Raw genomic sequence first — 18,932 nt, 5'->3', positions numbered from 1 at the left:
CCGTCTAGCCTCACCGCATGGCCGAGACCTTCTCCCACCGGGACCTCACCGGTGCGACCTTCGAGCACGTCGACCTGACCGGCGCCCGGTTCCGCGCCGTCGACCTGTCGGGAGTGGTGATGCGCGGCGTCGACCTGGTCGACGTGCAGATCAGCGGCGAGGTGCGTCACCTCGTCGTCAACGGCGTCGACGTCGCGCCGCTGGTCGAGGCCGAGCTGGTGCGCCGCCACCCGGAGCTGGCGCTGATGCGCCCCGACGACGCGGCGGGCTTCCGTCGTGCGTGGGACGTCCTGGAGGGGGTGTGGGAGGAGACCCTCGCCCACGCCCGCCGGCTCCCGCCCGAGCAGCTCCACGCCTCCGTCGACGGGGAGTGGTCCTTCGTCGAGACGCTGCGCCACCTCGTCTACGCCACGGACGTCTGGGTGCGCCGCGCGATGCTGGGAGACCCGCGCCCGTGGCACCCGCTCTCGCTCCCGTTCGACGAGATGACGCCCCACTCCGAGGTCCCCTGGGACCGCGAGGCCCGCCCCTCGCTCGACGAGGTGCTCGAGCTGCGCCGCGACCGACAGGCCACCGTGCGCCGGGTCCTCGAGCAGCTGACCGACGAGCAGCTCGCGGGGGACACCGAGCCGGTGGAGGGGCCGAGCTGGCCGCCGGCCGCCCGCTACCCCGTGGCCGAGGTGCTCTGGACGGTCCTCAACGAGGAGTTCTGGCACCGCCAGTACGCCGAGCGCGACCTGGCCGTGCTCGAGGAGCGCGCCGGCTCGGCCCGCGACTGATCAGGACGGACGCTTCGCGCGGCGCACGACCCAGGGCTCGAGGGCGCGGTAGCCCTTGACCGACGTACGCCGGAGCCTGCGGAACTTCAGCCCTCCGTGCTCGGCGTACGGCGAGAGGTCGGCCAGCTCGTCGGCGGCCCGGTCGAGCAGCTTCGCCAGCGGGGTGCCGTCGGGTGCGGTGCCGGGGTCGTCGTCCGAGCCGGTCAGCGCCTCGAACGCGCCGCGGTCGACCAGCACCGCGCCGGGCCGGGCCAGGGACGTGAGTCGCGAGGCGATGTTGACGGTCGGGCCGAAGACGTCACCGAGCCGGCTGGTCACCTCGCCGTGGGCCACCCCAGCGCGCACCCGCGGGAACGGGTCGTCGTCGTCCTCGCCGCGGGCGGTCAGCGAGAGCGCGACCTCGACCGCGGCGGAGGGGTCGTCGGCGACGTAGAGGACCTCGTCGCCGATCGTCTTGATCACCCGGCCCCCGACCGCGACGACGGCGCGCGTGGTCTCGTCCTCGAACGTCTCGACGAGGTCGACCAGCTCAGCCTCGGTGAGGTTCTTGCTGCGGCTGGTGTAGCCGACGATGTCGGTGAAGGCCACCGACATCCGGCTCGCCTCGGCACTGCCCTCGACGGCCGGGAGCAGCCGCTGCGCGGCGCTCGCGAGGTGGCGACGCCAGACGTAGTCCTGCAGCTCCTCGACCCGCGGCGTCACCTCCCGCACCAGGTCGACGATGGCCTGCTCGGGGTGGTCGTCGGCGAGCGCGAGGCCCGCGAGCAGCTCGGCCTGCCACTCGGCGAGCCGGGCGTAGCTGCGGCCCCAGGTGCGGACCAGGGCGGCCTGCGAGCCCGAGCCGAGGATGCCGAGCGAGACCAGCTCCGCCGTACGCCGCAGCGCCTCGACGTCGTGGGTGGTGAACGCGACGTCGTCGTCGGCGGTCCGGGCGAAGCCCAGCTGCCCCCACAGCTCCTCGGCCAGCTCGAGGGGTACGCCGGCCTGATCTGCGACCTCGACCCGCGTGAGGGTCGGCCGCGCGCCCAGCAGGAAGCGCTCGATGTCGTCGAGCGGGACGTCCTCACCCACCGCAGCGTCCTCGTGGCTCGTCAGGAGGTGCCGAGGCGATCCTGCGCCACCCGGTCCAGGGCGCGGCCGAAGGCCGGGATCTCCTCGCGGAGCCGGTTGACCTGCTCGCGGCTGAAGTGGATCAGCTCGAGCTTGGTCAGCGTGACGATGGAGGCGGACCGGAGGGCGTGGTTGACGATCGCGGACTCCCCGAAGATGTCACCCTCCCCGAGGCGCGCGATCTCCTCGCCCCTGCGCCGCACCGAGGCCTCGCCGGAGACGATGATGTAGGCCTTGTCGGCGGGGGTCTTCTCCCAGATGGGCGACCAGTCCGCGGGGAGCGTGACGTGCGTGCCGGTGTTCTTGATCGTGTCGATCTCGCGGTCGCTGAGGTCGTCGAAGATGGTCATGCAGGCGCCTCTCTCACGTCAGTCCTCCCGGTCGGGATCCTTGCCCACCGGTGAACAACTGTCCAGCGTGTCAGGCGTCACGCCAGCAGCTCGTAGGCCGTGAAACCGGCGAGCGCCAGGCACACCGCTGCGCCGACGTAGTGGAGGGTGTGGAGCGGCACGACACGCAGCAGCGCCCGGCCGATCAGCACCGCCAGCCCGCTCACGGCGAGCAGCGCGCCGAGGGCTCCGACGAAGACGCTGACGGGGTCCTCGTAGCGCGCGACCAGGGTCAGGGTGAGCAGCTGGGACAGGTCGCCCCACTCGGCGGCGAAGAGCACCACGAAGCTGGCACCGATCGCCTTGAGGCCCGACGCGTCGCCGGCCTTCTCGGCGTACTCGTCACCGGAGTCGAGGTGGTGGCTGCGTCCCTGCCGGAACAGGATCACCGCGCCGACGAGGAACATCACGAGGGCGACCAGCCGCACCACGTCGGTGGGCAGGAAGGAGGCGGCGTGGCCCAGCGCGACCGCGACCAGGGTCTGCACGGTGAAGGCAAGCCCGACCCCGATCCAGACCAGGATGGGACGGAACTTCGTCGCCAGCACGAGGGTGGCGATGAAGGTCTTGTCGGGCAGCTCGACGACGAAGATCGCGCCGAAGGTCAGCGCGACGACCACGAGATCCATCAGTGCTGGACCCTCTCGGGTGCGGCGGGGTAGACGCCGAGCACCTTGACGTCGGTGGTGAAGAAGGCCAGCTCCTCGAGGGCGTGGGCCACGCCGGTGTCGGCGGGGTGGCCGTCGACCTCGGCGAGGAACTGGGTCGCGGTGAACTGGCCGTCGACCATGTAGCTCTCGAGCTTGGTCATGTTGACGCCGTTGGTCGCGAAGCCGCCCAGCGCCTTGTAGAGGGCGGCCGGGATGTTGCGCACGTTGAAGACGAAGGAGGTGACGACCGGGCCGTCGCCGTGGGGCGCCTCGACGTAGTCGCGGGCCAGGACGACGAACCGGGTGGTGTTGTGGTCCTCGTCCTCCACGTCCTCGCGGAGGATGTCGAGCCCGTAGATCTCCGCTGCCAGCGGCGGGGCGATCGCGGCCTGGCTCGGGTCGGCGATCTCGGCGATCTCGCGTGCGGCGCCGGCGGTGTCGCCGGAGACGATCGGCGCGAGGCCGAGCTCGCGGATCACCTTGCGGCACTGGCCCAGCGCGTGGACGTGGCTGTGGACGGTGCGGATCGCGTCGATCGAGGCGCCGGGGATCCCCATCAGCGTGAACTGGATGCGCAGGAAGTGCTCGCCGACGATGTGGAGCCCCGACGTCGGCAGGAAGTGGTGGATGTCGGCGACCCTGCCGGCGATCGAGTTGTCGATCGGGATCATCGCGAGCTCGGCCTCACCGGCCTCGACGGCCGCGAAGACGTCCTCGAAGGAGGCGCAGGCGACGGCCTCGTGGTCGGGGTGGTGTCGCCGGCACACGAGGTGGGAGTTGCTGCCGGGCTCCCCCTGGTAGGCGATGCGTCGCGCTGTCACTGCCTCATTTTCCCATGCCCCCCTCGCGCCGCCGACGTCCGCCCGGTCCGCGGTCATAGGGTCGGCCCCGTGTGGATCCTGTCCGTGGCCGCGCTCGTCGTCGCCCTGCTCACCCTGGTGCTCGCCGTCGTCGCGCTGCGTCGTACGCAACGCTCGCGGGGCGGGGGTGCCGACGCCCTGCCCGAGGACGTCCGCGGACTGCGCCAGGAGGTCGCCGCGCTCAAGCGCGAGGCGGGCGACGCGCTGCGCCACCTGGCGGTGGTGAGGTACGACGCCTTCGGCGACATGGGCGGGCACCTCTCCTGGTCCCTCGCGCTCCTCGACGACGGCGGCCACGGGGTCGTCGTCACCTCGATCCACGGCCGCAGCGAGGCGCGGACCTACGCCAAGAACATCAGCGGCTGGACCTGCGAGCAGCAGCTCTCCCCCGAGGAGGACGAGGCGATCTCGCACGCCCGTCCCTGACCGCCCCGACGCGCTTGCCCTAGGCTCCGACCCGACGTTGCCTCTTCTCGGGAAGGACCACGCATGTCGTACCTCGGCAGGCTCACGTGCGCGCTGGCGCTGGCTCTCACAGGCTCGGTCGCTGGTGCGGCGACGGCCCAGGCGTTGCCGGACACCTCCGACAACAAGATCCAGGTCGTCCAGCACAACCCCGACGCGCTCGGCCCCGGACCCGCCATGCAGGCGGCGGCCGACTGGGGCGGCGTCGACGCGATCACCTTCCAGGAGCTGTGCAAGTCGCAGGTGGCCGAGCTCACCGCCGCGGGCTACCGGGTCCACTGGCGCGAGCAGCGCGCCGCGACCGACGCGTCGTGCCGCAAGGGCAACGCGATCGCCTCGGTCCACACGTTCGGCGACACCAGCACCCGCACGCTGATCACGCGCGGCACGGGGAAGAAGAAGCGGGTCTTCAAGCTGCTCTGCGTTGACCTCCAGGGAACCGGCGTGGCCCGGACGACGGTCTGCACCTCCCACTTCCCGCTCGACTACAACGGCAAGAACACGGCGCCCAGCGGCGAGCAGAACCGGGTCACCGTGGCCAACAAGATCCGCGGCATCCTCGACACCAAGATCGAGAACCGCCGCCGGGTCGTGATGACCGGTGACTTCAACGACGGCCCGAAGTCGGCTCCGCTCGACCGCTTCTACAAGGTCAAGGGCAGCGGCCGGTTCTGGGAGGGCGACCAGAAGTGCGGCAAGACGTCCGTGTGCCGTGCCATGGCGCCGACCACCGACAGCGGCCGCGAGCTGGACTACTTCTTCGCCAGCGCCCCGGGGGTCAACAAGCTGTCCGGGGTTTCCAAGCTGCCGGTCCCCGACTACGACCCCGTCGGCCACTTCGTCGTGCGCGGCTCGGTGAAGTTCGGCGCGCTGCCCTGATCGACGGCCCCGGCGGCGGGCGAGGAGGTCAGCGGGGGACGCGGACGAGCAGCCGGCCGTGCAGGCACTCCATGTGCAGCTCACGGCCGGGGCCGACCGCGTCGCCGTCGAGCTGGCGCGGGGTGTCGGCGTGGGCGCGGACCACGATCGTCTGACCGGTCATCCGGTTGATGGTCTCGTCGGTGCGGGAGCGCTTGGCGAGCACCCGGATCGCGAGCGGCACCCACGACAGGAAGCGCTTGGGGTGCAGCACCACGACGTCGAGCTGGCCGTCGTCGATGGCGGCGTCGGGGAGCAGTGGCATCCCGGCCTGCAGGAAGCCGACGTTGCCGACCACGACGGTGCGCGCCCGGGTCCGTACGAACTCAGCGCCGTCGACCGAGATGTCGATCCGGACCGCCGGGAACATCAGGGCCTTGAGCGCCGAGAGCACGTAGGCGAACCAGCCGACCTTCTCCTTGATCCCCTCGTTGACCCCCTCCATGATCGCGGCGTCGAAGCCCATGCCCGCCATCACCATGAAGTGGGTGTCCTCGGGGATGCCGTCGCCGCTGACCGCGACCAGGTCGATGGCCCGGTCCTGGCCGTTCAGCGCGACGTCGATGGCCGAGCGGAGGTAGAGCGGGATGTCGAGGTTGCGCGCCAGCAGGTTGCCGGTGCCGGCCGGGATGATCCCGACCGGGATGCCGGTGCCGGCCAGCTCGGCGCACACCTCGCGCACCGTCCCGTCGCCGCCGCACACGAGCACCAGGTCGGCGCCGGCCACCGAGGCGGCCTCGGCCATGCCGGTGCCGGGGTCCTCGACGGTCGTGAGGTGCCAGGTGGGGGCGGACCAGCCTGACTCGCGCGCCATCTGGGTGACGATCGAGCGGAACTGGCCGACGTCCTCGACCTTGATCGGGTTGAGGACCACGGCGAGCTTCTTCTCGGTCGCGAACACCTCGGGCAGCGGCTCGGCCTTCGGGGCGTGCGCGCGGGGCCGGGGGTCCAGCACCACCAGGAAGAGCAGCACGAAGCCGGCTCCGAGCAGCGACCCCGCCAGCACGTCGGTGGGGAAGTGCCGCCCGAGCAGCACCCGGTCGAGGCAGACGACCAGCCAGACCACGACGAGCACCGCGGTCGTCGTACGCCGCATGGAGGATCGTCGGACGAAGACCCACGCCAGCACGATGAGGATCCCGACGAACGCCGCGACCGAGGAGGCGTGGGCGGACGGGAACGACCTGGTCGTCAACAGGTCGACCGACGACTGCCACTCGGGCCGGGTCCGGCCGAGGGTGGCCTTGATGATCGTGGTGGCCAGCGCCGTCACCGACATCACGACCACGGCGTACGCCGCCGCGCGTGGATGCCGGCGCACGAGCAGGATCACCGCGAGCACGACGGTGGCGACGGTCATCGCGATGGTGGCGGTGGCGACCTCGACCCAGCCGAGCAGGGTGATGAGCAGGTCGTGCTCGTCGGCCCAGTCCTCGGCTCGGCGTCCGAGGTCGTCGAAGGAGGTCAGCGGTGTCCGGTCGCGGGTCACCGCCAGCGCGAGGACCGCGAACAGCACGAAGCAGGCGGTGGACCAGGCGAGGAGGAGGTGGCGGGGGCGGTCGAGCACGGGCCCCAGTATGACCACCGGGGTGCGGCCGGGCCGCCTGTCCCCCCGGCAGGTCGGCCCGGCCACCAAGCCAGGGGCCGGCCCCCGCTCCCCCGCGGAGGGGGCCGGCCCACCAGGTGGTTGAGGAAGACGATCCCCGGCGCGTGCAAAGGGAGTGCAAAGGCGGCGCGGACAGGACCCGACGCCGAGACGTCGGGCGTCAGTGCCCCGTCATCTTGATCTCGACCTCGAGCAGCTCGACCGGCTGCCCGTCCTGGTGCGTGAAGCTCATCGTGAACGGGACCCCGGCGTTCTCGCACCCCTGGATCACCGAGATCAGCTCGCGCGCGGTGCGGGGGCTCCAGAAGCGGCTGCGGAGGTACGCCTCCTCCTCGGCGCTCAGGTCGATCCCGCGGCGCCGGCACTCGGCGACCAGGTCGGGCCGTCGCGTCCGGCCGACCTTCCGGGGGACCCGGTTCGTTCCGTACTCGGTGGTGCCTGTGGCGAGCCGGCCTCCTGGCTTGGGCATCACGTCACCTCATCCTTCGGGTGCGTCGGCGGTGGTGCCCCGTCGCTCAGGTGTCCGGGACCTCTGAGAGCCACCACGACGCGTCCATCGAAGTACAGCGCATCCGGGCGTGCGCGGCCCAGTACTTCGCTGAACCGGTGTCGCCGTCGAGGGTCGCCAGACCGGACAGCACGGTCGCGACCGGGCCGAGCGAGCACACCGCCGGACCGAAGGTGACCCAGCACTTCCCGTACGGCTCCAGCGCCTCACGCAGGCGGGGTGCGGGGACGCCGGCGGCCACGGCGGCGCGGCCCGCGAGCGCCAGCTCGGCGACCCGCCGCCACCCCGCCGGCGCGGCCACGACCCGGTCCAGACCGGTGGCGACCTCGTCCGGCCCGGCCTGCCCCGCGACGACCCGGCAGAGGAGCAGCGCCGTGGCCGGGACCAGGTCGGGGATCCACAGCGAGTCGGGCCCGTCGGTCACCTCGTGCAGCGCCGCGGCGAGCTGCTCCCAGTCGCCGAGCACGAAGAGGATGACCAGGCTCTGCAGCTGGAGCAGCTCGACCCGGAGCTGCTCGGGCACCCGCGGCCAGGCGTCGTGGGCCTCACGGGCGGCGAGCAGCGCGTCCTCGGCCTTGCCCCGCCGGAGCAGGGTGTCGACCGACATCAGCTGCACCCACCAGCGGGCCTGGGCATGGCGGCGAGTGCGGGAGATCTCCTCGAGCCGCGCCAGCCGCGCGGCGAGCTCCTCGCCCCAGCCGAGCGCGACCAGGTCGTCGAGCAGGTGGCGGGTCATCCGCACCTCGAGCTCGGTGTCGGCGAGCTGCGCGGCGAGGTCGAGCGCCTGCATGGCGAAGCGGGCGCGCCGGGTGGGCTCCTCGCCGCGGTAGTGGGAGAGCCGCCACTGGGCCTCGAGCGCGCAGAACTGGGAGTACGGCGAGCCGGCCCGCTCGCACTCCGCCAGGAGCTCCTCGGTCCGCGCCGCCAGCTGCGCGACGTCGACCGAGCGGGTCAGCGCGTCGAGGACCGCGACCCGCCGGTCGGGAGCGAGCCGGTCGCGGCCGAGCAGCCAGCGGGTGTGGCGCTCGACGACGTGCATCTCGCCACCGTCGAGCCGGAGCATCCCGATGTAGTCGTCGATGCAGCGGGCCAGCTCCTCGTCGAGGCCCTCGGCCCGCAGCTCGTCCATCAAGGGCATCAGCAGCAGCCGGGCGTCGACGATCCGGCCGGCGGCGACGAGCGACCGCGCCAGCAGGGTCCGGGCCTGGCGTGCGCGGGCGGGGTCGTCGTCGGCGGCGGCACGCTCGAGGTGACGGGCCGCGCCGTCGAGGTCGCCGCCGAGCAGGCTCTCCTGCCCCGCCGCGAGCGCCCAGCGGGCGACCAGGGCGGAGGGCAGTGCGGGCTCGAGCTCCTCGACCGCGTCGGCGACGACCAGCGCGGGCGCGTCCCAGCCGCTCTCGAGCACGTCACGCAGCACGGCGGTGCAACCGACGTACCCGAGCGAGCGACGCAGGCCCTCCTCGAGCCGCGGATGGAGGAAGCGGATCCGGTCGCCGTGGACCTCCAGCACCCGTGAGACCAGCAGCTCCTCGACCGCCTCGGTCCCCACCAGGCTGCTGAGCGCCGCGACCGGGACCGGGGTCTGCACGACGGCCAGGGTCCGTGCGCCCGCCCGGGCATCCTCGCCCAGCGGAGCGAGCAACCGCTCGCCGACCGCGTCGAGGCCCAGCTCGGTCGAGACGGCGTGCTCGGCGAGGAGCGGGACCCCACCGATCGCCGCGAGCTGGTCGTCGTCGAGCACCGCACCGGGCCGGATCCGCGCCACGAGCTGGCGGGTCTCGTCGTCGCTGAGCGGACCGACCTGCAGCTCGACCGGCGCCAGCGCGCTCCACTCCCGCAGCAGCCGGCGGCCCGGGCGGCGCGCGACCACGAGCTGGGTACCGCGCCCCACCAGCCGGCGCAGCAGCTGCAGGCTGAGCAGGTCGACCGTCTCGGCGTCGTCGACCATCAGCACCGCCGACCCGACGAGGTAGCGGTCGGCGAGGTCCTCGGCGAGCAGGTGCAGGTCGCCGGTCTCGTCGGGCGCGCGGCGCCGGCTGCGGAAGTCGGCCCAGTCGGGGTCGTCGCGCGCACCCGCGTGGACGTCGAGCAGGTCGTGGAGGAGGGAGTACGGCGTTCCCGCGGCGGCGGCCGAGACCAGCACCGCGTCCGGGACGTCCCGGTGCAGCTGCCGCAGCAGCGAGGTCTTGCCGATCCCCGCCTCCCCGTGGAGCAGCACGCTGCGTCCCTCGTCGAGCTGGGCCCGCACCTGGCCCAGCAGGGCGTCGCGGCCGATCAGCCGGCTGCCGGTGGGGGCAGGCGCCGCTGCCCGGGGGCTGTCGCCGTCACCGGCGCCCAGGCGGGGTCGTGGCGCAGCACCGCCTGCTCGGCCTCCCGCAGCCACGGCGAGGGCTCCAGCCCGAGCTCCTCGTCGAGCTCGTGGGCGAAGTCGCGCAGCAGGGAGAGGGCCGGCTCCTGCCCCGACGCGGCGTACGTCGCGCGCGCCTGCAGCAGCATCAGCTCCTCGTCCCAGGGGTCGTCGGCGCGCAGCCGACCCGCCTCGTCGCGGGCGGTCGTGGCCTCGCCGACCTCCAGCAAGGAGTGGACCAGGTCGACGGCCGCGGTCCGCCGGAGCCCGGCGAGCCGGCCGCGCTCGGTCTCGAAGAACGCCCCCGGCAGGCCGTCGTACGGCTCGCCCCACCGTGCCAGCGCGGTCTGGAGCAGCCCGACCGCCGAGCGGTGGTCGCCCTGGTCCAGCAGCGCTCGCGCCTGGCCGACCTCGGCGGTGAAGAGCGTGGCGTCGCACTCCTCGGGCTCGAGCCGCAGCCGCCACCGGTCGTGCGAGCGGCCCACCCTGGTCGACACGGCCCGGTCCCGGCCAGGCTCGAGCGCGTCGCGGAGCTTGGCGAGATGGACCCGCAGGGCAGCGGGCGCGGTCGGCGGGGGCCGGCCTGCATAGAGCTCCTCGAGCAGCAGGTCGGCGTCCACGCCGGACTCGCCGGCCGCGACGAGCAGCGCGAACAGCAGGCGCAGTCGTGGCGCCAACGGCACCTGCTCGTCGTCGACCCTGAGCCGGATCCCTCCGAGGACCCCCGCATCCAGCCCCATGCTCCCGAGGGTAGGGATCCCGGACACCCCGGCGCCACCGACTAGCCTCTTGGTCATGATCGATCCCCGCATCCTCCGTGACGACCCGGACCGTGTCCGCGCGGCTCAGGCCAAGCGTGGCCTGACCGACGAGAGCGTGGACCAGGCCCTGGCCGCCGACTCCGCACGGCGTACGGCGATCGGTGAGTACGAGTCCCGGCGGGCCGAGCAGAAGCAGCGCGGCAAGCTGGTCGCGCAGGCGCAGGGGGAGGAGAAGCAGGCCCTCCTCGCGCAGGTGAAGGACCTCGCTGCCGAGGTCAAGCGGCTGGAGGCCGAGCAGGCCGCCGCCGAGGAGGAGTGGCGCCAGGCACTGATGGCGATCCCCAACCTCGCGGCCGACGAGGCGCCCGCCGGCGGCGAGGACGACTACACCGTGCTCGAGCACGTCGGCACCCCGCGGGAGTTCGACTTCGAGCCTCGCGACCACGTCGAGCTGGGCCGGATGCTCGCCGCGATCGACCTCGAGCGCGGCGCGAAGGTGTCGGGATCGCGCTTCTACTTCCTCACCGGGATCGGCGCCCGGCTCGAGCTCGCGCTCGTCAACATGGCGATGGACCAGGCCCGGGAGGCCGGCTTCACCCAGGTGATCGCCCCGTCGCTGGTCAAGCCGCGCGCCATGGAGGGCACCGGCTTCCTCGGCCAGGCCGCCGACGACGTCTACCGGATCGAGGGTGAGGAGATGTACCTCGTCGGCACCTCGGAGGTGGCGATGGCCGCCTTCCACTCCGAGGAGATCCTCGACGTCGCCACGCTGCCGCGCCGCTACGCCGCCCTGAGCCCGTGCTTCCGGAAGGAGGCCGGCTCGCACGGCAAGGACACCCGCGGCATCATCCGGGTCCACTGGTTCGACAAGGTCGAGATGTTCGTCTACACCACCGTCGAGGACTCCTACGCCGAGCACCAGCGACTGCTCCAGTGGGAGAAGGACTTCATGGCCAAGCTCGAGCTCGCCTACCGCGTGATCGACACCGCGGCCGGCGACCTCGGACTCAGCGCGCAGCGGAAGTTCGACATCGAGGCGTGGATCCCGACGCAGGGGCGCTACCGCGAGCTCACCTCGACCTCCAACTGCACCGACTTCCAGAGCCGTCGGCTCGACACCCGCGGACGGCTCGAGGACGGGACGATCACGCCGGTGGCGACCCTCAACGGCACGCTCACGGCGATCCCGCGGACCATCGTGGCGATCCTCGAGACCCACCAGCAGGCCGACGGGTCGGTCCGGGTCCCCGAGGCGCTGCGGCCCTACCTCGGCGGGCTCGAGGTCCTCAGCCCGGTCACCGCGTGACCTGGCAGCCGGCGCTGGTCGCCCTGGACATCGACGGCACCCTGCTCAAGTGGGTCGACGGGGTGGGTGCGACCTACGAGGAGATCCCCGAGGGGACGCGTGAGGCCGTACGCCGGGCCCACGACGCCGGCGCCCACGTCGTGCTCGCCAGCGGCCGCTCGCCCCACGGCATGACCCGGATCGCCGACCTGCTCGGCCTGCCCCCGGACGACGCGGACCGGCTGTGGGTGGTCGCCTCCAACGGGGCCGTGCTCTTCCGCTACCCGCCGCTCGAGGTGGTCCACGAGGAGGTCTTCGACGCGCGACCGGCCGTCGAGGCCGTTCTCCGGGAGCGCCCGGGCGCCCTGGTGGCGGTCGAGGAGCGGGGCGTCGGCTACCGCGTCAACCGGCGCTTCCCCGACGGTGAGCTGTCGGGCGACATGATCGAGACCGACGTGGCCGACCTCGTCGCCGACCACGTCAGCCGGGTGATCATCCGCGACCCCGAGGCGACGGCGGACGACTTCGTCGAGCTCGCGGCCCGGCTCGGCCTGCACGGCACCGACTACGTCGTCGGCTGGACCGCCTGGCTCGACCTCTCGCCCGTCGGCGTCTCCAAGGCCTCCGGGCTGGCGCGGGTCGCCGAGCACCTGGGGGTCGAGCAGGCCGACGTGCTCGCCGTCGGCGACGGTCGCAACGACATCGAGATGCTGCGCTGGGCCGGTCGCGGCGTCGCGATGGGCCAGGCCGTCGAGGAGGTCCGCGAGGCGGCTGACGCGATCACCGGCACCGTCTACGACGACGGCGTCGTGACCGAGCTGGAGCGCTGGTGGTGACGCTGCCCGAGCGGATCGCCACCGAGCGGCTCCGCCTGATCCTGGTGACCCCCGCCGACGCCGTCGACATGCGCGAGGGGCGGCGGCAGGAGCGGTGGCACCCGTCGTACCCGCGGCGCGACGACGTCGACGCCGCGTCGATGGTGCGGGCCGACGACCCCTGGGGACCACGCCACATCGTGCTCGGCCACGAGGCCGTGGGGTCCATCGGCTGCTTCGGTGAGCCCGAGGCCGGCGAGACCGAGGTCGGCTTCGGCCTCGTGCCCGAGGTCCGCCGCCGCGGGCTGGCCACCGAGGCCCTCCGCGCGCTGCTGGCCGAGACCGACGCCCTCGGCGTACGGCTGCGGGCGAGCGTGGCTCCCGACAACACCGCGAGCCTGCGGACCCTGGCCCGCTGCGGCTTCAGCGAGCTGCGCGGCAGCACCGAGGCCGGTGAGCTCGTCATGGCGCGACCGCTGCCGGTGGGCTGACGTGCTCCCGCGGCTGGTCGCGACGGACCTCGACGGGACCCTGCTCCGGACCGACGGGTCACTCTCCGACCGCACCCGGGACGTCCTCGCCACCCTGGACGCCCGCGGGGTGCCGGTCGTCATCGTGACCGGCCGGCCGATGCGCTGGCTGGCGGACCTGCTGCCGGTCGTCGGGGAGCACGGCCTCGCCATCGTCTCCAACGGCGCCGCCCTCTACGACGTGGCCGCCGGCGAGGCCCGCGACGTCCGCGGGATCGAGGCCGCGGCGGGGCTCGAGCTGGCCCGTCGGATCCGCGAGGTCCTGCCCGGTGCCACGTTCGCCGTCGAGTCGGTCACCGGGATCGCGCTCGCCCCGGGCTTCGTGGACGTGGAGCGGGTCCCCGCGGGCAGCCGCGTGGGTGCGCTCGACGAGCTCTGGACGGACCCGGCCCTCAAGCTGCTGGTGCGCCACCCACGCGCCGACCACGAGCAGCTGCGGCGCGGCGTGGAGGAGGCGGTGGGCGACCTCGCCACCCCGACCTGGTCGATGCCGGGCCTGGTCGAGATCTCGGCGGCGGGCGTCACCAAGGCGACCGCCCTCGCGGCGCTGGCCGAGGACCTGGGCGTCGACGCGGAGGAGGTGATCGCCTTCGGCGACATGCCCAACGACGTGCCGATGCTGACCTGGGCCGGGCAGGCGTACGCCGTCGCCAACGCGCACCCGGAGGCCCGGGCGGCCGCAGGCCGGTTGGCGCCGGCCAACGACGAGGACGGCGTCGCCTCCGTGCTGGCTGGCCTCTTCGAACTCTGATCTGTGACGATGTGAGCGTGCCCCACCTGATCCGACGGCTGCTGCTCGCCCTCGCACTCGCCTGCTCCGGCGTCGTGCTGGTGCAGCTGCCCGCCCAGGCGTGCACGTGCGAGATCCCCGACGTCGGCCCGGCCTCGCGGCAGGCCGACGTCGTGTTCACCGGCGTGCTGCTCGGCGAGGAGCGCGGCAACCGCCGCTCGACCCTGGCCCTCGAGGTCGACCGGGTCTTCAAGGGCGACGTCGCGACCAGCCCGATCGAGGTGGCCTCGCCGACCGACAGCTGCGGGCTGCGGCTCTCCCCGGACCAGACCTACGTGGTCTTCGCCGTGGACGGGACCAGCGGCCTGACCTCGGAGCGCTGCGACGGCACCACCCGGGCAGACCGCCAGACGCTCACCGCGGTCGAGCGCGCGCTCGGGCCGGGCCGGACCTACGAGGAGCCGACGCCCGAGCCGCCGCCGCCGACGTACACCCGGGTCCTCGACTCCGACCCCCCGGAGTTCACCCGGCTGGCCGCCCCCGGGGCGGCGCTGGCGATCGTCGGCCTGCTCGGTTGGGTCGTCGTCCGCCGCCGCGCCTGAGGCCTGACGTCCCGTCAGAGGTACATGCCGCCGGACTCGCCGGGCGCGTGGCCGGGCTGACCGGGCTGCTGGGGCAGCACGCCGTCCGGCGGGGTGGCCCCCGGCGGCAGCTGGCGCCGCATCTGCTCGAGCTGGGCCCGCGCCGCCATCTGCTGGGCGTAGATCGCGGTCTGGATGCCGTGGAAGAGCCCCTCGAGCCAGCCGACGAGCTGCGCCTGCGCGATGCGGAGCTCCCCCTCGGAGGGGGTGCCGTCCTCGGTGAAGGGCAGCGAGAGCCGCTCCAGCTCCTCGACCAGCTCCGGGGCCAGGCCGCTCTCGAGCTCCTTGATGGAGGCGCGGTGGATCTCCTTGAGCCGGGCCCGGCTGGCCTCGTCGAGCGGGGCCGCCTTCACCTCCTCCAGCAGCTGGCGGATCATGCTGCCGATCCGCATCACCTTCGCGGGCTGCTCGACGAGGTCGGAGACCCTGCGGCCGTCCTCCTCGTCCTCACCACCCTCGTCGGCGGCGGGGGCACCCGCGGTGGCCGCGGCGATGACGCTGGCCGGGACGCCGACGGGCTGCCCGTCGGGGCCGATGACGACGACGTGCTGCTCCTTCTCGGAGGACTCCTCGCTCATCCCGCCAGCCTACGCATCAGGTCGTGAGCACCACCTTGCCGACGTGGTCGCCCGACTCGAGCAGGCGGTGGGCATCGGCGACCTGGTCCAGCGGCATCGTGCGGTGCACGATCGGGCGGAGCCGACCGTCGCCGACCAACGGCCAGACGTGCTCCACGACCGCGGCGCAGATGGCCGCCTTGTCCTCGACCGGTCGCGAGCGCAGGGCGGTCGCGATGACGGCGCCCCGCTTGCGCAGCAACGCGCCCAGGTCGAGCTCACCCTTGGTCCCTCCCTGCATGCCGATCACCACGAGTCGGCCCTCGGTCGCCAGGGCGGCCACGTTGCGGGGGAGGTACGAGGCCCCCATGTTGTCCAGGATGACGTCGGCCCCGTGGCCGTCGGTGGCCTCGCGCACCACCTCGACGAAGTCCTGCTCGCGGTAGTCGATGGTCACCTCGGCGCCGAGCTCCTCGCAGAGGGCCCGCTTCGCAGGAGTCCCGGCGGTCGCCATCACGTGGGCGCCGACGGCGGCCGCGAGCTGGATCGCCGTGGTGCCGATGCCCCCGGCTCCGCCGTGGACGAGCACGTGCTCCCCGGGGCGCAGCCCGGCGACCATGAAGACGTTCGACCACACCGTGCAGGCGACCTCGGGCACGGCAGCGCTCGTGACCAGGTCGAGGCCGGGCGGCAGCGGCATCAGCTGGCCGGCCGGCACGGCCACGCGCTCGGCGTACCCACCTCCGGCGAGGAGCGCGCAGACCCGGTCGCCGACGGCCCAGCCGCTGACCCGCTCACCGACCGCGGCGACGGTGCCCGAGCACTCGAGGCCGATGATCTCGGAGGCCCCCGGGGGTGGTGGGTAGAACCCCTGGCGCTGCAGCAGGTCGGCGCGGTTGACGGCGGTCGCGGCCACGTCGACGAGCACCTCGTCGGGGCCGATCGTCGGGTCGGGGACCTCGACGACGTGCAGCACCTCGGGGCCTCCCGGCCCCGCGGCGACGGCCGCCCTCACTCGTCCTCGAAGCGGTCGGTGCTGTGGTCCACGGTGCTGTCGTCGGGCACCTCGTCCTCGATGTCGTCGGGGTCGGGGGCGCCACGCGGCCGGTCCCAGCCGGTCGCGAGCGTCTGGGCCTTCGCGGCGAGCACCTCGATCCCCGCCGGGTCGGCGCCGTGGACTCCCGCGGCGTACCCCAGCAGGTAGGTGGTGATCGGCGCGGCCACCTTCGTCACGTCATGGGCTGCGGACCGGGCGAGGTCGAGGACGAGGCCCTCGTCGACCTCGGTCTCGACGTCGAGCACGTCGCACAGCTCGTCGATCCAGTCGTGGAGGTTCACAAGGTCAGCGTGTCCACTGGGGAGCCGACTCGCAACCCCGGGGGCCTGCGGGGTGCTCACCGGGGGAGGTCGCGCAGGTCGCGCCAGGTGTCGACGCCCCACGCCTCCTCGCCGACGGCCTCGACCCGGGCGAGGTCCAGACGGTCCAGCAGCGAGCGGACCGAGCTCCCGTGGGGTTGCTCGGGCGTGGCCTCGTCGAGCGCCGCGAGGCGTACGACGGCGACCAGCTGTCGCCGTCCGTCGTTGTCGTGCAGGGCGGCTCCGTCGTGTCCGGCCGCGGCGGCGAGCAGCCGGTCGACGGTCGCCGCGGTGACGAACGGCATGTCGACCGCCAGCACCAGCAGCGCGTCGGGCGTCCGGGCCAGGACCCGTCGGCCGGCGACCAGTCCGGCCACCGGGCCGCCGAGCGGCGGGTCCTCGCGGACGAAGGTCACCGCTCGGCTGGTCGGCACCTGCTCGCCGACGACGACCACCTCGGCCGCGGCGGCGGTGGCGGCGAGCGCCCGCTCGAGGAAGGTGCTGCCCTGGTGCTCCAGCGAGGCCTTGTCGGCACCGTCGAGCCGGGCAGCGGTCCCGCCGGCGAGGATCACGGCGGCCAGCTCCATCGCGCCAGTGTGGCAGGGCACGGATCGCCGCGGAGGTGGCAGGCTGGGGGGGTGACGATGAGTGTGGCCCTGGTCCAGCACGCCTCCGGCCTCGAGCCGGAGGACAACCGACGCCTCCTCGGCGAGCTGACTCCCGGGGATGTGGCCCTCGTCGTGCTCCCGGAGGCGTTCGCCCGTGACTTCGGGCCCCCGGGGTCCGACGTGAGCGGCTACGCCGAGCCTGTCGACGGTCCCTTCGGCCGCGAGGTCGCCCGGGTGGCCGGCGACCGGTCGACGACCGTGGTGGCCGGCATGTTCGAGCTGTCGGCCGACCGGGACCGGCCCTACAACACGCTGGTCGTGCGCGGCGCCGCCACGGCCGACTACCGCAAGGTCCACCTCTACGACTCCTTCGGCTACCGCGAGTCCGACCGGCTCACCGCGGGCCCGGTCGAGGCGGTGACCGTGCCGCTGGCGGGCTTCACCCTCGGCCTGATGACCTGCTACGACCTGCGGTTCCCGGAGCAGGCGCGGGCCCTCGTCGACGCGGGCGCCGACGTCCTGGTGGTCCCGGCGGCCTGGGTGGCGGGGGAGCGCAAGGTCGAGCACTGGCGGACGCTGGTGCGGGCGCGGGCGATCGAGAACACCGCGTACGTCGTGGCGGTCGGCCAGCCGGGCCCGCGCTACTCCGGCCACTCGATGGTCGTCGACCCGCTGGGCGACGTGCTCGTCGAGGCCGGTGAGGAGTCGGCGGTCCTCCGCGCCACGCTCGACCCGTCGGTCCTCGTCGAGGCGCGCCGGACCAACCCCTCGCTCCTCAACCGCCGCAGGTAACCTTCGGCCACGTGGCCGCCAGCAGTCCCCGTCGACGAGCCGAGAAGGCCCGTCCGTGGACGCGGCAGCGCCCCGAGCGGGTCGCCCCGACACCCGGTCGACGCGTGGCGAGCCGCGACCGGGAGACGGCACCGCGCCAGGCCTCGCGCCCGGTGCCCGTCGCGGCGGCTCCGGCCCCTCCCGAGCCACCCGCCGAGCCGATGGTCCAGCCGGCCGTCGAGCCGGAGCCGGAGAGTCGCTGGCGGCTCCGGGCCCTGGCCGCGCTCTGGCTGCTGCTGACGGCCGCCGGCCTCGCAGCGCTGGTCGCCGGCATCGTCCCGTGGGGGCCGGAGCGGCTGCCGGAGGTGGGCGCGGTCGTGGTCGCCACGACGTACGTCTGGGCGCTCGCCGCCCGGACCGGCGGCCGCCCCGTCGTCTTCGGCGCGCTCACCCTGGCGGTCGGGATCGCCGTGCTGGTCTCCGACCACGAGGTTCTGCGCAACGGCGCCGCGGTCATGACGTGCGCCGTGAGCGCGATCCTCGCGGTCGTCGCGACCGTGCCAGCGGTGACCGCGCGGGTCGCGGTGCGCGAGGTGCTCGTGGCGGTGCTCGTGGCCGCCGGCGGTGGCCTGGCCACCGCCGGCCTCGAGCCGACGACCGCGTTCCTGCGCTTCGAGTACGTCACGCTGGCGATGGCGCTCGTGGGCTGCCTCGTGGTGGTCTACCGGCTCGGCGCCGGCCTCCACGGCCTGGGCCGCCGCGGCCTGTTCATCGTCGTCTTCGGTGGGGTGGTGCTCGCGCTGACGCTCGCCTACGGGGAGCTGCTCCGCCGCTACGGCGCCGCCTCGCTGGTCCAGGGTGTCGACGAGGGGATCGTGTGGCTGCGGGAGCGCGCCGGGGCGTCGCCGCGCCCGATCGTGGCCGTGCTCGGGGTCCCGGCGCTGTTCTGGGGGGTCCACATGCGCGCCCGCCGGCGGCAGGGCTGGTGGGTCTGCGCGTTCGGGGTCGCCGCGACGACGCCGATCGCCCAGGTGCTGGTCGACCCCGACGTGCCGTGGCCGGAGGCCGAGCTCGCGCTGGCCTACGGCGTGGTCGTGGGACTGGTGCTCGGCTTCGTCCTGATCCGCGCCGACCTGGCGTTCACGGGCGGTCGCAGCACGCGCGGCCGGCGTGGTCGGCGCGCCGAGGAGGCCGCCGCGCTGCGCCCAGAGCCGTCGCGGATCGATCCGCTGCTCTGAGCGGTTGC

Annotated in this window: 22 protein-coding genes; 10 read left to right on the top strand and 12 right to left on the bottom strand. The window is 73.8% G+C overall.

Annotated features, from left to right (window positions below; genetic code table 11):
• Positions 1–17 precede the first annotated feature (17 nt).
• Entirely contained in the window at positions 18–779 is a 762-nt protein-coding gene (locus EXE57_RS11180; RefSeq protein WP_135077516.1) for a DinB family protein, read from the top strand.
• Here EXE57_RS11180 and EXE57_RS11175 read toward each other — a convergent pair whose 3' ends face one another.
• The 4 genes from EXE57_RS11175 to EXE57_RS11160 all read right to left on the bottom strand — a co-directional run bounded on the left by EXE57_RS11175 (position 780) and on the right by EXE57_RS11160 (position 3,749).
• Entirely contained in the window at positions 780–1,850 is a 1,071-nt protein-coding gene (locus EXE57_RS11175; RefSeq protein WP_244246791.1) for an adenylate/guanylate cyclase domain-containing protein, read from the bottom strand.
• A 20-nt stretch (positions 1,851–1,870) separates the two neighbouring features.
• Complete coding sequence (locus EXE57_RS11170) at positions 1,871–2,239, bottom strand: cyclic nucleotide-binding domain-containing protein (protein ID WP_135077514.1); 369 nt, start codon at positions 2,237–2,239, stop codon at positions 1,871–1,873.
• Positions 2,240–2,316: 77 nt separating this feature from the next.
• Positions 2,317–2,907, bottom strand: coding sequence for a TMEM165/GDT1 family protein (locus EXE57_RS11165; RefSeq protein WP_135077512.1), 591 nt, complete (start codon positions 2,905–2,907; stop codon positions 2,317–2,319).
• A complete protein-coding gene (locus tag EXE57_RS11160) occupies positions 2,907–3,749 on the bottom strand; it encodes a prephenate dehydratase (RefSeq protein ID WP_135077510.1) in 843 nt (280 codons plus the stop codon). Before EXE57_RS11160 ends, EXE57_RS11165 begins: the two co-directional genes overlap by 1 nt.
• Before the next feature lie 69 nt (positions 3,750–3,818).
• Here EXE57_RS11160 and EXE57_RS11155 point away from each other — a divergent pair, with 69 nt between their 5' ends.
• Positions 3,819–4,214 (top strand): DUF4446 family protein, encoded by a 396-nt coding sequence (locus tag EXE57_RS11155; protein WP_244246790.1) that lies wholly within the window; start codon positions 3,819–3,821, stop codon positions 4,212–4,214.
• Positions 4,215–4,277: 63 nt separating this feature from the next.
• Positions 4,278–5,132 carry an endonuclease/exonuclease/phosphatase family protein gene (locus tag EXE57_RS11150; RefSeq protein WP_135077508.1) on the top strand — a complete coding sequence of 285 codons (855 nt, stop codon included), beginning with the start codon at positions 4,278–4,280 and terminating at the stop codon, positions 5,130–5,132.
• Positions 5,133–5,160: 28 nt separating this feature from the next.
• Here the strand turns inward: EXE57_RS11150 and EXE57_RS11145 are convergent, their stop codons facing one another.
• From EXE57_RS11145 to EXE57_RS11130, 4 genes are all read right to left on the bottom strand, one after another.
• A complete protein-coding gene (locus tag EXE57_RS11145; protein ID WP_244246789.1) occupies positions 5,161–6,738 on the bottom strand; it encodes a bifunctional phosphatase PAP2/diacylglycerol kinase family protein in 1,578 nt (525 codons plus the stop codon).
• Positions 6,739–6,937: 199 nt separating this feature from the next.
• Complete coding sequence (locus tag EXE57_RS11140) at positions 6,938–7,246, bottom strand: hypothetical protein (RefSeq protein ID WP_135077506.1); 309 nt, start codon at positions 7,244–7,246, stop codon at positions 6,938–6,940.
• Positions 7,247–7,292: 46 nt separating this feature from the next.
• The gene (locus EXE57_RS11135) at positions 7,293–9,668 is read right to left on the bottom strand and encodes an AAA family ATPase (RefSeq protein ID WP_135077504.1); all 2,376 of its coding nucleotides are present in this window, start codon (positions 9,666–9,668) and stop codon (positions 7,293–7,295) included.
• Positions 9,560–10,372 carry an AfsR/SARP family transcriptional regulator gene (locus EXE57_RS11130; protein ID WP_167305880.1) on the bottom strand — a complete coding sequence of 271 codons (813 nt, stop codon included), beginning with the start codon at positions 10,370–10,372 and terminating at the stop codon, positions 9,560–9,562. The genes EXE57_RS11135 and EXE57_RS11130 overlap by 109 nt, the downstream gene beginning before the upstream one ends.
• Before the next feature lie 55 nt (positions 10,373–10,427).
• Between EXE57_RS11130 and serS the strand changes: the two genes are divergently transcribed.
• From serS to EXE57_RS11105, 5 genes are read left to right on the top strand one after another with little or no spacing between them, the layout of a single operon-like run.
• The gene (gene serS / locus EXE57_RS11125) at positions 10,428–11,699 is read left to right on the top strand and encodes a serine--tRNA ligase (protein WP_135077500.1); all 1,272 of its coding nucleotides are present in this window, start codon (positions 10,428–10,430) and stop codon (positions 11,697–11,699) included.
• Positions 11,696–12,514, top strand: coding sequence for an HAD family hydrolase (locus EXE57_RS11120; RefSeq protein WP_135077498.1), 819 nt, complete (start codon positions 11,696–11,698; stop codon positions 12,512–12,514). Before serS ends, EXE57_RS11120 begins: the two co-directional genes overlap by 4 nt.
• Positions 12,508–12,984, top strand: a complete 477-nt coding sequence (locus EXE57_RS11115) for a GNAT family N-acetyltransferase (RefSeq protein ID WP_244246788.1) — start codon at positions 12,508–12,510, stop codon at positions 12,982–12,984. Before EXE57_RS11120 ends, EXE57_RS11115 begins: the two co-directional genes overlap by 7 nt.
• Before the next feature lies 1 nt (position 12,985).
• The gene (locus EXE57_RS11110) at positions 12,986–13,774 is read left to right on the top strand and encodes an HAD family hydrolase (RefSeq protein WP_135077496.1); all 789 of its coding nucleotides are present in this window, start codon (positions 12,986–12,988) and stop codon (positions 13,772–13,774) included.
• Between the two features lie 17 nt (positions 13,775–13,791).
• Complete coding sequence (locus EXE57_RS11105) at positions 13,792–14,355, top strand: hypothetical protein (RefSeq protein WP_135077494.1); 564 nt, start codon at positions 13,792–13,794, stop codon at positions 14,353–14,355.
• A gap of 14 nt (positions 14,356–14,369) precedes the next feature.
• Here the strand turns inward: EXE57_RS11105 and EXE57_RS11100 are convergent, their stop codons facing one another.
• Genes EXE57_RS11100 through mobA form a run of 4 tightly spaced genes read right to left on the bottom strand, consistent with a single transcriptional unit; the run spans position 14,370 to position 16,894 of the window.
• On the bottom strand, positions 14,370–14,972 hold the full coding sequence (locus EXE57_RS11100) for a bacterial proteasome activator family protein (protein ID WP_135077492.1): 603 nt from the start codon (positions 14,970–14,972) through the stop codon (positions 14,370–14,372).
• Positions 14,973–14,988: 16 nt separating this feature from the next.
• Complete coding sequence (locus EXE57_RS11095) at positions 14,989–15,966, bottom strand: NAD(P)H-quinone oxidoreductase (protein ID WP_135077490.1); 978 nt, start codon at positions 15,964–15,966, stop codon at positions 14,989–14,991.
• Positions 15,963–16,289: a DUF6457 domain-containing protein gene (locus EXE57_RS11090; protein ID WP_208542826.1), complete on the bottom strand. Its 327-nt coding sequence runs from the start codon at positions 16,287–16,289 to the stop codon at positions 15,963–15,965. Before EXE57_RS11090 ends, EXE57_RS11095 begins: the two co-directional genes overlap by 4 nt.
• A 56-nt stretch (positions 16,290–16,345) precedes the next feature.
• On the bottom strand, positions 16,346–16,894 hold the full coding sequence (mobA, locus tag EXE57_RS11085) for a molybdenum cofactor guanylyltransferase (protein ID WP_135077488.1): 549 nt from the start codon (positions 16,892–16,894) through the stop codon (positions 16,346–16,348).
• A gap of 57 nt (positions 16,895–16,951) precedes the next feature.
• Here mobA and EXE57_RS11080 point away from each other — a divergent pair, with 57 nt between their 5' ends.
• Together EXE57_RS11080 and EXE57_RS19760 are read left to right on the top strand one after the other, a co-directional pair.
• On the top strand, positions 16,952–17,707 hold the full coding sequence (locus EXE57_RS11080; protein ID WP_135080854.1) for a carbon-nitrogen hydrolase family protein: 756 nt from the start codon (positions 16,952–16,954) through the stop codon (positions 17,705–17,707).
• A 104-nt stretch (positions 17,708–17,811) separates the two neighbouring features.
• Complete coding sequence (locus EXE57_RS19760) at positions 17,812–18,924, top strand: hypothetical protein (RefSeq protein WP_167305879.1); 1,113 nt, start codon at positions 17,812–17,814, stop codon at positions 18,922–18,924.
• Positions 18,925–18,932 lie beyond the last annotated feature (8 nt).

The sequence above is a fragment of the Nocardioides euryhalodurans genome, assembly GCF_004564375.1.
GTDB lineage: Bacteria > Actinomycetota > Actinomycetes > Propionibacteriales > Nocardioidaceae > Nocardioides > Nocardioides euryhalodurans.
This window is presented reverse-complemented; position numbering and strand designations above follow the sequence as displayed.